General features: G+C 30.5%; 15 protein-coding genes. All 15 read left to right on the plus strand.

Annotated elements, in window-relative coordinates; genetic code table 11:
• Positions 1-52 precede the first annotated feature (52 nt).
• The 15 genes from thyA to HW276_RS03815 all read left to right on the plus strand — a co-directional run bounded on the left by thyA (position 53) and on the right by HW276_RS03815 (position 14,186).
• Positions 53-922 (plus strand): thymidylate synthase, encoded by an 870-nt coding sequence (gene thyA, locus HW276_RS03745; protein WP_178937463.1) that lies wholly within the window; start codon positions 53-55, stop codon positions 920-922.
• 38 nt (positions 923-960) lie between these two features.
• The gene (locus HW276_RS03750; RefSeq protein WP_178937464.1) at positions 961-1,479 is read left to right on the plus strand and encodes a dihydrofolate reductase; all 519 of its coding nucleotides are present in this window, start codon (positions 961-963) and stop codon (positions 1,477-1,479) included.
• Between the two features lie 21 nt (positions 1,480-1,500).
• Positions 1,501-2,055, plus strand: a complete 555-nt coding sequence (locus HW276_RS03755) for a TetR/AcrR family transcriptional regulator (protein ID WP_178937465.1) — start codon at positions 1,501-1,503, stop codon at positions 2,053-2,055.
• 33 nt (positions 2,056-2,088) lie between these two features.
• Positions 2,089-2,766 carry a lysophospholipid acyltransferase family protein gene (locus tag HW276_RS03760; RefSeq protein WP_147003237.1) on the plus strand — a complete coding sequence of 226 codons (678 nt, stop codon included), beginning with the start codon at positions 2,089-2,091 and terminating at the stop codon, positions 2,764-2,766.
• 43 nt (positions 2,767-2,809) lie between these two features.
• Positions 2,810-4,711, plus strand: coding sequence for a methionine--tRNA ligase (gene metG, locus HW276_RS03765; protein ID WP_178937466.1), 1,902 nt, complete (start codon positions 2,810-2,812; stop codon positions 4,709-4,711).
• Positions 4,712-4,963: 252 nt separating this feature from the next.
• On the plus strand, positions 4,964-6,358 hold the full coding sequence (locus HW276_RS03770) for an SLEI family protein (protein ID WP_178937467.1): 1,395 nt from the start codon (positions 4,964-4,966) through the stop codon (positions 6,356-6,358).
• Between the two features lie 128 nt (positions 6,359-6,486).
• A complete protein-coding gene (locus HW276_RS03775; RefSeq protein WP_147003240.1) occupies positions 6,487-6,981 on the plus strand; it encodes a TlpA disulfide reductase family protein in 495 nt (164 codons plus the stop codon).
• A 193-nt stretch (positions 6,982-7,174) separates the two neighbouring features.
• Positions 7,175-7,438, plus strand: a complete 264-nt coding sequence (gene rpsO / locus HW276_RS03780; RefSeq protein WP_010129505.1) for a 30S ribosomal protein S15 — start codon at positions 7,175-7,177, stop codon at positions 7,436-7,438.
• Positions 7,439-7,508: 70 nt separating this feature from the next.
• On the plus strand, positions 7,509-8,375 hold the full coding sequence (locus HW276_RS03785; RefSeq protein WP_178937468.1) for a lysophospholipid acyltransferase family protein: 867 nt from the start codon (positions 7,509-7,511) through the stop codon (positions 8,373-8,375).
• Between the two features lie 121 nt (positions 8,376-8,496).
• Positions 8,497-8,898 (plus strand): hypothetical protein, encoded by a 402-nt coding sequence (locus HW276_RS03790; RefSeq protein WP_178937469.1) that lies wholly within the window; start codon positions 8,497-8,499, stop codon positions 8,896-8,898.
• 12 nt (positions 8,899-8,910) lie between these two features.
• Positions 8,911-10,485 (plus strand): ribonuclease Y, encoded by a 1,575-nt coding sequence (gene rny, locus HW276_RS03795; protein WP_178937470.1) that lies wholly within the window; start codon positions 8,911-8,913, stop codon positions 10,483-10,485.
• 417 nt (positions 10,486-10,902) lie between these two features.
• Positions 10,903-11,682 (plus strand): TIGR00282 family metallophosphoesterase, encoded by a 780-nt coding sequence (locus HW276_RS03800; RefSeq protein WP_147003244.1) that lies wholly within the window; start codon positions 10,903-10,905, stop codon positions 11,680-11,682.
• A 21-nt stretch (positions 11,683-11,703) separates the two neighbouring features.
• Positions 11,704-12,627, plus strand: coding sequence for a 50S ribosomal protein L11 methyltransferase (gene prmA, locus HW276_RS03805; protein WP_147003245.1), 924 nt, complete (start codon positions 11,704-11,706; stop codon positions 12,625-12,627).
• 224 nt (positions 12,628-12,851) lie between these two features.
• Positions 12,852-13,511: a (d)CMP kinase gene (gene cmk / locus HW276_RS03810; protein WP_178937471.1), complete on the plus strand. Its 660-nt coding sequence runs from the start codon at positions 12,852-12,854 to the stop codon at positions 13,509-13,511.
• A 393-nt stretch (positions 13,512-13,904) separates the two neighbouring features.
• The gene (locus tag HW276_RS03815) at positions 13,905-14,186 is read left to right on the plus strand and encodes an HU family DNA-binding protein (RefSeq protein WP_147003247.1); all 282 of its coding nucleotides are present in this window, start codon (positions 13,905-13,907) and stop codon (positions 14,184-14,186) included.
• Positions 14,187-14,275: the final 89 nt, after the last annotated feature.

The raw sequence follows: 14,275 nt of genomic DNA on the forward strand, positions 1-14,275 counted from the left end.
CAGGAGTATTTATATTTAAAAATTAAAAGTTTTTGGGAAAAGTGGAGGGAAAATGAAACAATATTTGGATATGGTCAAGCATGTGCTTGACAATGGAGTAAAAAAGGAAAATAGAACAGGAGTTGATACGATTTCAACTTTTGCCTATTCGTATAAGGTTGACTTGAGTGAAGGATATCCGCTTCTGACAACTAAAAAGATGTATTTTAATTCGATGCTGCATGAACTGTTCTGGTATTTGTCTGGGGAAGAGCATATTAAGAATTTACGTAAAAAGACAAAGATATGGGATGCCTGGGCGGATGAGGAAGGTAGGCTGGAAACGGCTTATGGAAGATTCTGGAGAAGATATCCTGTTCCAGAAATTGCTTTGGATGGGGAAGTTTTTGCAGATGAAAATAATCCCTGGACAACAAGAGAAGAAAATGGACAGTTAGTATTCGATCAAATTCAGTATATTATTGATACTTTGAAGGAGTTAAAAACAAATCCTAATCATAAAAATGGGAGAAGAATGATAGTTTTGGCCTGGAATCCAGGAAATGCGACAATTAGTAAATTACCGCCGTGTCATTATACTTTTGCATTCAATGTTTTAGGAAATAAATTGAATTGCCATTTGACTCAGAGAAGTGGAGATATTGCACTTGGGATACCATTTAATCTGGCTTGCTATTCGTTGCTTACAATGATGATTGCAAAAGAGTGTGGCTATGAAGCTGGAGAATTTGCTCATACAATAATAGATGCTCATATTTATGAAAATCATATCGAAGGATTGAAGGAGCAGCTGACAAGAAAACCGCTAAAACTTGCCAAAATCAAGATTGCGGATAAGCCATTTAATGAATTGACATTTGAAGATATTACGCTGGAAGATTATGAAAGCTATCCAGCTATTAAATTTGAAGTTGCGGTTTAATAATTTAAGAAAATATAAAAATAAAAAAAGGAGCTATGATGTTCAGTTTAATAGTTGCTGTTGGGAAAAATAATGAAATTGGGAAAAATAATCAGCTTTTGTGGCATATTTCTGAAGATTTGAAGAATTTTAAAAGGATAACTACTGGGAAAACGGTTATTATGGGGAGAAATACCTATGAGAGCATAGGTAGGCCTTTGCCTAATCGTGTGAATATTGTTTTATCGAGAAATTTTTTAGAAACAGAAAAAAAAATAAATAAAGACAGAAAAAAATATGAAAACGAAACTACAAAGCTGGAATTTTTTGATGATTTTCAGAAGGTTGCTGAAAAATATAAAGATTTGCCAGAGGAAGTTTTTATTATTGGGGGAGGCGAGATTTATAAAAAGTCGCTTGAACTTGGGATTATAAAAAGAATTTATATGAGCCATATTGATTTTTCCGATAGTGAGGCGGATGCTTATTTTCCAGAAATAGATTGGGGAAAATGGGTGACTTTGACAGAAGAAAATTATGATGGCTGGAAATTTTGCATTTATGAAAAAATAAAATAAATATCTAAAGAGGAGAAGACAATGCCTAGGCTTAAATTTACAAAGGAAATAGTGGTTGAGGCTGGATACGAATTGATGAAAAAGGAAGGCTTTCAAAATGTGAGTGTCAGAAAAATTGCAAATTATTTAAAATGTTCCACGGCGCCGATTTATTTTAATTTTAGGACAGTAGATGAATTAAAGGAAGAAATTATAAATGTATGCAAGGAAAAATTAAAAAAATATCTTTATGGGAATTATTCAGAAAGAAAAATTTTAAGTGGAGCTATTGGATTTGTAATTTTCGCTAGAGAGGAAAAGGAATTGTTTAGAACAATTTTCCTTGATACTACTGAAAGATTTGAAAAACTTTATGAAATGACGCTTAATGAACTTTTGACAAAAGAAAACTTGCATGAAAGTTTTCCTTCATTGGAAATGGAAGAAGCTAGAGATGTCGTAGATAAATTATGGTATTTTTTATTTGGATATGCAACTATGCTTTGTACAAGACTTGATGAAGATTATAGAAAAAATGAAACGAATGAAATCATAAAAAATAAAATATTAGAAGTAGTAAAATATTTTCAGATGTAAATCTAAAAAATGATGAAATAAATAGGAGAAAAAATGAATAAATACAAATTTTTAGGAGCATTCCTTCATTTTGTATACAGAATGCTTAGTTTTATGACAAGAAAAGAATATTTTTTCGCAGATGGAGTGGAAATGAATGATCCAAATATCATTGTTTTTTGGCATAGAAAAATTTTTACAGTTTGTAATGCTACACGAATTATTAAAAAAAAGGCTTCCATCGTAAGTGCCTCAAAGGATGGGGAGATATTGGCAGAATTGCTTAAAAGGGAAGGAAATAAGCTAATTCGAGGATCTTCAAACAAAGATAATATAAAAAGTTTAAAAGAGGCTATGAAATATGCTAAAAATAAATATACTCTTGGTATTGCAATAGATGGCCCGGGAGGACCTGTTTTTGAGCCGAAGTCTGGTGCAATCTTTATAGCGAAAAAGACAGGAATGCCAATTGTGCCAGTCAGTTCCTATTGCAGTAAGAAGTGGATTTTTAAGAATATGTGGGATAAACTTGAAATACCAATGCCATTTTCAAGGTGTGTTCATTATGTTGCAGAGCCGTTTTACTTGACTCGGGAAAGTTCTATGGAGGAATCAATAGAATTGGTAAAAAAGAGAATACATGAAGCTGGATACAAGGCATTTGAGATTTATAACAAAAAATATAACGAAAATAAAAAGATTGAATTTAACGAAGAAAGTTTTGGAAGATAAAGAAATATAAATATTTATATAAATTATAAGGAGGAATTAAAATATGTCAAAATCATTTTATATAACAACACCAATTTATTATCCTAATGCGGCACCGCACGTGGGAACAGCTTACACAACAATAATTTGTGATATGGTAGCGAGATATAAAAGATTAACAGGATATGACGTTAAGTTTTTGACTGGAGTGGATGAGCACGGGCAAAAAATTCAAGAAGCAGCAGAAAAAAACGGATATACACCTCAACAATGGGTTGACAAAATGTCATTGAATTTTACGACTTTATGGGAAAAATTAAATATTTCAAACACTGATTTTATGAGAACCACTCAAGAAAGACATATTAACAGCGTTAGGGAAATTGTGAAAAGAGTTAATGAAAATGGCGATATTTATAAAGGTGAATACTGGGGTAAATATTGTGTTTCAGAAGAAACATTTGTTCCTGAAAATCAGTTAGTTGATGGGAAATATATGGGAAAAGAAGTTATTGACGTAAAGGAAATTTCATACTTTTTCAGATTGTCAAAATATGAAGATGCATTATTAAAATATATTGAGGAAAATCCTGAATTTATCAAGCCGGAAGGTAAAAAAAATGAAGTGGTTGCATTTATAAAACAAGGATTGCAGGATTTATCAATTTCAAGAACGACTTTTGATTGGGGAATACCTTTGGAGCTGGAAGAAGGACACGTAATTTATGTCTGGTTTGATGCCTTGACAAATTATTTGACTGGAGCGGGATTTGCTAAAGATCCTGAAGAATTTGCAAATGTCTGGACAAATGGTACGGTAAATCACGTTGTTGGAAAGGATATTTTGAGATTTCATGCTATTATTTGGCCTGCTATACTTATGTCAGCTGGAATAAAATTGCCTGATACGGTTGCAGCGCATGGATGGTGGACTGTTGAAGGTGAAAAGATGTCTAAGTCGCTTGGAAATGTCGTTAATCCTGAAGAAGAAGTGGAAAAATATGGACTTGACGCCTTTAGATATTATTTGATGAGGGAGGCGACTTTTGGACAGGATGCAGATTATTCTAAAAAGGCGATGATTCAGAGAATAAATGCAGACCTTGCAAATGATTTGGGAAATTTGCTTAATAGAACAATTGGAATGCAAAAGAAATATTTTAATTCAGAAGTTGTATTAAATGAAACTGAAGAAAGTTTTGATGCTGAAATTAAGGAATTTTGGGAAAATACATTGGCGGACTTGGATAAGCATATAAATAATTATCAATTTTCTGAAGGATTAAAGGATATTTGGAAATTTATTTCAAGAATGAACAAATATATTGATGAATGTGAACCTTGGAAACTTTCAAAAGATGAAAATCAAAAGGACAGATTGTCGACAGTTATGTATAATTTAGTGGATTCACTTTATAAGATTGCTGTAGTAATTTCGCCGTTTATGCCTGAAACTGGACAAAAAATGATAGATCAGCTAGGAATGGACAAGGATGTTACTAAATTGCTTCTGGATGATGTAAGAGAATGGAAAAGTTATCCTGTTGGAAATAAATTAGGCAAAGCAGTTCCGTTATTTCCTAGAATTGAGCTGGAAGAAGAGCCTGAAAAAGAATACAATGAGGATTTAAAAATTGAAAATCCAATTACGATAGATGACTTTAATAAAATTGAAATAAAAGTTGTTCAAATTGAAAAAGTGCAAAAAGTTGAAAATGCTGATAAATTGTTAAAATTCATTGTAAATACAGGAAAAGAAAAAAGGCAGATTATTTCAGGAATTGCAAAATGGTATCCAAATGAGCAGGAATTAGCTGGTAAAAAAGTGCAGGCTGTGCTAAATTTAAAACCAGTTGAATTAAAAGGGGAACTTTCGCAAGGAATGCTTTTGACAACGACAGAAAAGAAAAAAACTAAACTGGTAATTATAGATGATGAAGTAAAGGTTGGAACAACTGTAAAATAAATAATTTTAAATTATGATTTATTTTAGGCAGAGTTTATTATAAATTTATATTTAATGAGGTAATTTGTTACCTTTTTATTAGACTGTTTCGATAACTGTATAAACTAGAATTTAATAAAATGAATGTTCTGAAGCCAAAGGGTCTTGATTCCTTATATAGATAAAAAAACTTAGGTTATCGAATATATGTGTTGAGTAAAAGAGAAAAAAAGCGGGGGTAATTTTTTAACGAATAGGAAATGTGATAAAAATATGAAAAAATGTATATATATATTATTTGTGTTATTATTTTTAGTATCTTGCTCAAAGAATAATGCTGGTTATGACGCGCTTGAAAGAGGGCTTATTGGCATTTTGGAAAAGAAAGACTATGAATATATAATGAAAAATATCAATGAATCGGCAAAGGCCGGAAATGAAGATGTCTATGGACTTGCCTATACCTATCTTGCTGAAAATGGGAGCATGTTTTTTAATAAATATATGAAAAAAAGTAAAGGACTTGCCGAATACTATCAGGCTCTTTTGTTACAGCAAACCAATGGAGATGAGCTTCAAATTCTAGATCTTTTGGAAAGTTCAGCAAAGCAGGGGAATGTAAAGGCATATTACGTGATTGGAAATATATATGAAAACAAGCTGCAATTTACAAAGGCGCAGGAATACTTGAAGAAGGGCAGAGATGCCGGAGAAATTTATTCACTTTATTCTTATGAATATAATAAAAAATTAATGAAATTTTATAAACGGATAGAAGAGCTTAATCAGAAATTAAATGATGGAACAATTACAATGGAGGAAAAAAAGGAGCTTGGAACTTTGGTTTTGGAAAAAGTTTCAAATCCAGAAAAGGCTTACGATATTTTAAAGGATTTTCTGTCTGAAAATTATTCTCCTGCACTTTATGCAAAAGCAAAATTACTGGAAAATGATGACAAGGAAGAAGAAGCTGTACAAATTTATAATCAGATATTTGCACAGAATAAATATTATTTAGCGGCATTTGAACTGGCTTCACGGCTTGTAAAGGATCAAAAGAACTATAATTTGGCATTGAAAATATTAGATGATACAAATTCTGATGAAGTTCTTATTTTGGGATATAAAGGATTTATTTATGAGAATCTGAAGGATTATTCAAAAGCTGAAGAGTTTTATCAAAAGGCTGCAGATAAAGATGATATTGATGCAATGAATTATCTTGGACGTCTGTATGAAACTCAGAAAGAAATGAAAAAGGCTAAAAATATTTATAACAAGGCATATATGTTAGGTTCGGTTTCAGCTGGATACAAACTTGCCTATATTCTTGAAGATGAGGAAAAAGAGAAAAATCCTGCAGATAGCAATGAAAATGAGCCAGAAAAACGAAACAAGGAAGCTAAAAAAATACTTGAAAGACTTGCAAATAGTGGAGATGACTATTCGATGGTAGATTTGAGCCTGTATTATCCTGAAAATGATAAAATGGTTAGAATTTTGAATTTGGAAGCGGCTGCAAAGCTGAATACAACTGCATTTTACAATTTAGGAGTTTATTATTATACCAAAAAAAATAAAGATAAGGCAAAATTTTATTTCAAAGTTGCTAAAGAAAATGGATACGATATTGGAGATGTCTTTAGTGCTTATATAACTGAACAATAATGTTTGTCAGTAATACTAAAATTTTTATGTACAAAAATAAATGTTTTCATGGAAAATTCTAATAGATATGATGTATAATTACTAAATTATTATAATAATAAAATTTATGAAAAGGAGAAAACTTTAAAATGAAAAAGATAATTTTAATGATGTCGATGCTTTTATTATTTGTAGTATCGTGTGGAACTAAGGAATTTAGTGTTGATGTGGATGGAAAAGGAAAAGTTCCTAACTTTGAATTGAAGGATCTTAACGGAAAAAGCGCTGATCTTGGTAAAATTATGAAAAATGGGAAAAAGACTTTGTTTATTGTAGCGGCTGAATGGTGTCCGCACTGCAGGGAAGAACTTCCTGAAGTTCAAAAATTTTATAATGCAAATAAAGACAAGGTAAATGTGATTGTAGTATTTACAAATAATAATACTAATCTTGGGAAAACACAAACTTATGTAAAGGATAACGAATACACTTTCCCGGCTTATTATGATGAAAATGGTACAGTTACTCGTGGATTTGCAGTTGATGGATTTCCATTTAACTTAAAGATAAATAACGGAAAAGTTGAGGAAAAACTTGAATTGCCAGTTGATTTTGATTCATTGACAGCTTCTTTCGGAAAATAATTTTACTTTAGTTTATTTTGTTTAAAATAGGAAGTTTTAGTGACAGAGGATTTTGCAAAAATAATTTAAAATAAAAAATAAAAATCTTTACAAATATAAAAATATATGATAGAATTACACTTGAATTTATACTATGAATATAAGTTTGCCGCTATATTCTTGGTTTAAATAATAAATATTAGGAGGAAATAAAATGGCATTAAAACCAAAAAAAGAAATTATTGAAGCATTCGGAAAAAATGCTCAAGATACAGGATCTGCAGAAGTTCAAGTTGCACTTCTTACAGACAGAATCAGTCATTTGACTGCTCACTTGAAAACACATCCTAAAGATGTTCACTCAAGAGTAGGATTATTGAAAATGGTTGGTAAAAGAAGAAGATTATTAAACTATATTAAAAATAGAAACGTTGATGATTATAGATCATTAATCGAAAAATTAGGAATCAGAAAATAGTAATTAAGATAAAAGAGCGTATTTATGTATGCTCTTTTTTTAAAAATTTTAAAGGAGTTAAGATAAATAGATGAAATATAAAGTAAGCGAGAAAATAGCTGGAATTTTTGTGATTTTTCTAAAAAAGGTATTATCATTTTTTTCTCTTAAAATTAGATATAAAATTTTTGAAGGTTTTGGAATTCTTGCATACCATCTTATAAAAAAAAGACGGTTACTTACGATAAATAATATAAAAAATGCTTTTCCTGAAAAAGATGAAAAGGAAGTTGTGAAAATTGCAAAAAAATCATATAAGACAATGGGAAAAATGATAATGACTTCGATTTTTCTGGAGGAAATTACAAAAGATGGGAATACTGTTGTAGAAAATGAAGAATTAATGAAGAAGGCTTGTGAAAATAATGAAAAGGCGGTTTTAATTGTGTCGCTTCATTTGGGAGGATTTGAAGCGGGGAGTAAAATGCGTGATATTAGAAAATTTTATGCAGTTTTTAGAAATCAGAAAAATAAAAAAATTAATGATCTGATGACAAAATGGCGTGAAGAAGGGGGGTTAAATTCATTGCCCCTGCATAATAATGAAGCGCTTAGCGCGGCGATAAATGAAAAATCTATTATTGCACTTGCTTCGGATCATTATGGGAAAGATGTGAATGTGATGTTTTTTGGACGTGAAACGACAGGGGTTGCAGGGCCTGTGCTGCTTTCGATGAAGCATAAAATACCGATAGTTTTGGCTTATGCGATATTTGATGGCGATGTTGTACGAGTTGTAAATAAAAAACTTATTCAAATTGAAAAGCAAAAGAAATTGAAGGAAACAATGCAGTTTAATATGCAGAAAATTTATAATGAATTTGAAGAAATTATAAGAGAGTATCCTGAACAATACATGTGGCAGCATAACAGATGGAGAAATAAGAAAAAAAAATAAATTAAGAAAGAAATAGATAAGAAGAAAATAAGTCAAAGAAAAAAGTAAAAATTTATCTTTCTAACTTGAATATGTGAAAAAATTATGATAAAATTAAATGACGAAGTTTTTGGAGGAAAATATGAAAAAATATTTATGTCTATTTATTTTGTTAATTCTAACAAGCTGTACAACTTTAAGTCCTGCAGTAAATAGTATATCTCAAGTTGAGGTAAGTGAAATCAGTGCAGAGATAGGAAAAGTTACTGAAGATTTAAAAAATGCTGCCAGCTTAAATGAATATGATAAATTAAAAGAAGTTTTTTTACCTACATTTAAAAATAATATTATTGTAAAAAAAATACAAGAATACGATCTTTCAGGATTGACATTTGTTTTTTCCGATGTGAATGTCGTATCAAAAAATAAGGCAAATAGTGTGATGGTAATTAATTTTGCCACAGCGAGCAATTATTACAAATTAACTTGGAAAAAGACAGATGACAATGTGTGGAAGATTTCAAATGTAGCTGAAAAAAAATAGGAAGGGAGAAAAATGAGCATATCAATAGCAATTTTGTTGATTGTTATTTTTTCTTTTTTAACTTTTTTTATAGCTTATTTTTTTGGAAGTTCAATTTTTAAAAAGAAGTATGGAGATTTGAATGAACTGGAATTAAAAATCGTTGATGCTAAAAGAAGACTTGAGACATCAAAAAAAGAAGTTGAAAGAGAAATTGAATCGTTTAGGAAAGAAGAAACATTAAAAGTCAAAGAAGAATTGTTAAATGAGAAAAAAATAGCAGACGATGAAATAAAAAAAATGAAATCAGAGCTTGCCATTAAGGAAGAAAGAATTGCCAAAAAAGAGGAAACGTTGGAAACAAAAATGGAACGTTTGGAAGAGAAGGAAGCTAAAAGCGATAAACATCGTGAAAAATTATTCCGAAGAGAAAAAGAACTGGAAGAAATGATTGCAAGTGAGGAAAAGGAACTGGAAAGAATTTCAGAATTGACACAGGAGGATGCCAGAAAAATCATTTTGACTAAACTGGAAAATGAGCTGGATCACGATAAGGCTGTGTTAATTAGGGATTATGAGTATAATTTAGACAGGGAGAAGGACAGAATTGCCAAGAGAATTATTTCTACTGCAATTGGAAAAGCTTCTGCTGACTATGTTGTGGATTCAACAATTTCAGTTATTCAGCTGCCAAGTGAAGAAATGAAAGGTAGAATTATTGGACGTGAAGGAAGAAATATAAGAGCTATTGAAGCGGCGACTGGAGTTGACCTGATAATTGATGATACTCCTGAGGCAGTTGTGTTATCTTCGTTTGATGGCGTAAGAAGAGAAGTGGCTAAAATTGCACTTGAAAAATTAATCTCAGATGGACGTATTCATCCGACAAAAATAGAAGAAGTTGTGGCAAAGGCACAGCATGAAGTGGATGAAAGCATAATGGATGCAGCAGAACAGGCAATTCTTGAAGTTGGAATTCCAACATTGCCACGTGAAGTCCTAAAAGTATTTGGACGTTTAAAATTCAGAACATCTTTTGGACAAAATATTTTGCAGCATTCAATTGAAGTTGCACATATAGCGGCGACATTAGCGGCAGAAATTGGAGCAAATGTGGATATAGCCAAAAGAGCGGCATTATTGCACGATATAGGGAAGGCTTTTTCACATGAACAGGAAGGTTCACATGCTTTAAATGGTGGAGAATTTTTGAGAAAATTTTCTAAAGAAAATGAAATTGTGATAAATGCGGTGGAAGCACATCATAATGAAGTTGAGCAGTTAAGTATTGAAGCGGTAATAGTACAGGCTGCAGATTCGATTTCGGCTTCAAGGCCAGGAGCAAGACGTGAAACATTATCAAATTACTTAAAACGTCTGGAACAACTGGAAGAAATTGCCAACAGCCATGAAGGAATCGAAAGTTCATATGCAATTCAAGCAGGAAGGGAACTAAGGTTAATTGTTCATCCAGATAATATTGATGATGACAAGGCTACAATATTAGCTAGAGATGTTGCTAAAGAAATTGAAGAAAAAATGCAGTATCCAGGGCAAATAAAAGTTACAGTTATTAGGGAAACCAGAGCTGTGGAATATGCAAAATAACAATAAAGAAATAATAAATATAGATTAAAAATAGAGCTAATCCATTAAAAATATCTTTTTAGAGTGTGTTTAAATTTTATGTAAACTAAAAAGAGATAATTTTATTTTGGAGGCTCTTTTTTGTTATAACTATTTAACAAATATTTTTTATTTATTTTCATAAGATTGCTTATTGCCGTAAATTAAGTTGTTTAAATTAATAGAGAGCAAAATTTATGGAAAAATAAATTAAGAAAAACTATAAAAAAATAAGGATATGTAGTATAATAAATATTATAAAGTAAAATTATTTTAAAACTAATCTTAAAAATCTTTTTTGGTTTAGATTAGTTTAAATATTGAAACTGCTTGATAGTTACGTAAATTTGTTATTTGGCAAGGAATCAAAAAAATGAAGATGTAAAGGAATGATTTTAGATGAAATTTTTAATAATTGGGGATGTTGTTGGAAGACCTGGCAGAAATACGCTGTTTAAATATTTGGAAAAAAGACGGCAAAATTATGATTTTATTATTGTAAATGGAGAAAATTCTGCTGGCGGATTTGGAATAAATGTGAAAATTGCGAAGGAAATGTTTGAAAGAGGTGTAAATGTCATAACTTTGGGAAATCATAGCTGGGATAAGAGAGAAATTTATTCTTATATTAATGAGCAGAAAAATTTGATTAGACCTATTAATTTTACAAAGGAAGCACCTGGAAACGGATACACAATTGTAGAGAAAAATGGGGTAAAAGTGGCAGTTATAAATGCACAATGCAAAGTGTTCATGCCGCCAATTGCTTGCCCGTTTTTGGCAGTTGAGGAGGTTTTGCCTAAAATAAAGGAAGAAACAGATATTATTATACTTGATTTTCACGGAGAAGCTACTTCAGAAAAGCAGGCTATGGGATGGAATTTAACTGGAAGAGTATCGGCAGTTTATGGAACTCATACGCATACTCAAACGGCTGATGAAAGAATATTGCCTGGAGGAACAGCTTATATTTCAGATATTGGAATGACAGGAGGACATGACGGTATCTTGGGAATGAATAGGAGGGAAAGTATTCAAAGATTTAAAGATGGAATGCCGACAAGATATTCTGTATGTGAAGAAAATTTAAGAATTAATGGAATTGAACTGGAAGTAAATGAAAAGACAGGAAAAGCAGTTTCTATAAAACGTGTAAACATGGGATATGATGAAATATAAAAAATAGGGGAAAATTTAAGAATGAAGTGGATAAAAGTAAGAGTAGATTATTTTTCAGATAATTTAGAAGAAACTAAAGCAAAATTAGTAAATATGTTTAATGAAATTGGAATTAATCAAGTTGAAGTAATTGATTACTTTTCAGAAAATGAACTTGACTATAATGCAAATTTTTCTAGTAAAAATGATGTTTGGAGCATTATTGGATATGTTGTGGATAATAGATTTGCAAATACAAAGTTAAATATTATTTTTAATAATTTAAAAGAATTTACGGAAAATGAAAATGAATTTATGTATGAAATTTTTACAGCCAAATGTAACGATGAAGACTGGCAAGATGAATGGAAAAAGTATTTCCATACTGTAAATATAACTGATAATATTGTGATAAAGCCCAGCTGGGATGAATATGAGCCATCTGATAACGAAATTGTAGTCGAGATTGATCCTGGACTTGCCTTTGGGACTGGGACACATGAAACGACTTCGCTTTGTGTGGAATTTTTGGAAAAATATGCCCAAAATAAGAAAAAATTGCTTGATATTGGATGCGGTTCCGGGATTTTGATGTTGATTGGGAAGAAATTAGGTGTAGAAAAAGTTGTTGGAATTGACATTGATGAGAAAGTAAATGATGTTGTGCTGGAAAATTTCTCTAAAAATGGAATAAATGAGAATTTTCAAGTAATAATTGGAAATCTTGTGGATGATGTAAATGAAAAATATGATTTGGTTGTCTCGAATATTCTGGTGGATGTTTTGGAAAAACTGCTTGAGGATATAGAAAAGATTTTGGAAAAGGATGCAACAGTTATTTTTTCTGGAATTTTGAATGAAAAGGAAGAAGCATTTTTGAAAAAGGCTAAAAATTATAATTTGAAGCAGATTGACAGGAAAGAGAAAAATAATTGGGTGTCGCTTGTTTTTAAATATGAAAATTAACTGATTTTAAGGAATAACTAAGTGTTATTTAGATTAATAAAATAATTTTGATATTTAAGTTTGGTAAAAAATTTTTCATTATATAGAGAACAGAAAAAATTTGTTTAGTTATATTGATTTAAATTACAATATTGTAAAATAAGAAATTTTGATTTCTTGATAAAATAAAAAAATTGAATATATTTAGCAAATAAATAGTATATAAAATAAGAAAGTAGGAAAATATGATAATCGCTATTGATGGTCCAGCAGGAAGCGGTAAAAGCACTATTGCAAAGCTGGTTGCAAAGGATATGGGGCTTGTTTATCTTGATACTGGAGCTATGTACAGGCTTGTTACGTTAAAGGCTTTAAATGAGGGAATATTGGGGAATGATGGATTGAATGAATTGGATAAAATAAAAAAACTGCTTGATGATCTTAATATTGATATTAGAGAGAATAGATTTTATCTTGATGATGCTGATGTAAGTGAAGAGATTAGAAAGCCTGTTGTTTCAGAGAATGTATCAGATGTTGCGGCAATTCGGGAAGTTCGTGAAAAAATGGTAGATTTGCAGAGAAAATTTTCAGAATCTAAAAATGTCATTTTGGATGGGCGTGATATTGGAACGGTTGTTTTTCCAAATGCGGATTTGAAAATTTTTTTGGTTGCTGATGCAAAGGAAAGGGCTAAAAGACGTTATAGGGAACTTATTGAAAAAGGTGAAAATGTTGAGATTGAGGAAATTTATGAGAATATTCTGAAAAGAGACAAGATTGACTCGACACGGAAGGAAAGTCCATTAAAAAAGGCAAAGGATGCAGTTGAAGTTGATACTACTTCTAAAAGTATTGAAGAAGTGAAAAATGAGATTTTGAGAATGGTAAATTCAAATATTTAATGCTATTTCCATTTAAACAGTGGGATGGCTATAAATTCTACTGTTAGTAAATAGTATAAAATATAACTTCTATTTTTAAATGGGGTTTAGTATAATATTATTTTAGAGAATTTATTACGAAATTTTTATTAAGGAATTGAGATTTTTTATTAGAAGCTTAGAGATCTTTTGATTTTTTTGACAGAATTTTATATTAGTTTAAACTTATAACTTTTCTTTAAAATCCTGATAATTATTTTAGATTTTATTTTTTTTGAATTATAAAATATAGAGAATATAATAAAAAAGGGAAAAAATCAAAAAAATTTGAAAAAATACTAGACAAATACTGAAAATAGTGTATAATAATCTAGTAATTTAATAATTAAAAAATAAAGCGGAGGTTTGATTAATATGTCAAAAAAAGAATTTGTAGATGCTTATGCAAAAGCTACAGGAGAAACTAAAAAAAGAGCAGAAGAATTGGTAAACCAATTTTTAGATACTGTGGAAGAAGTATTATTAAATGGAGATTCAGTTCAATTTGTTGGATGGGGAACATTTGAAGTGAAAGAAAGAGCGGCAAGAACTGGAATTAATCCACAAACTAAAGAAGAAATTCAAATACCTGCAAAAAAAGTTGTTAAATTTAAAGTTGGTAAAAAATTAGCTGATAACGTAGCTGAAGGAAAATAATCTTTAAATTAGCACAAGAATACTTATGACTGCAGTCGTGAGAGTTTCGGGTAAACTGATAAAAGGCTATTTCTAAATGGAAAATCATT

This window comes from Leptotrichia sp. oral taxon 417, assembly GCF_013394865.1.
Taxonomy (GTDB): Bacteria; Fusobacteriota; Fusobacteriia; order Fusobacteriales; family Leptotrichiaceae; genus Leptotrichia; species Leptotrichia wadei_A.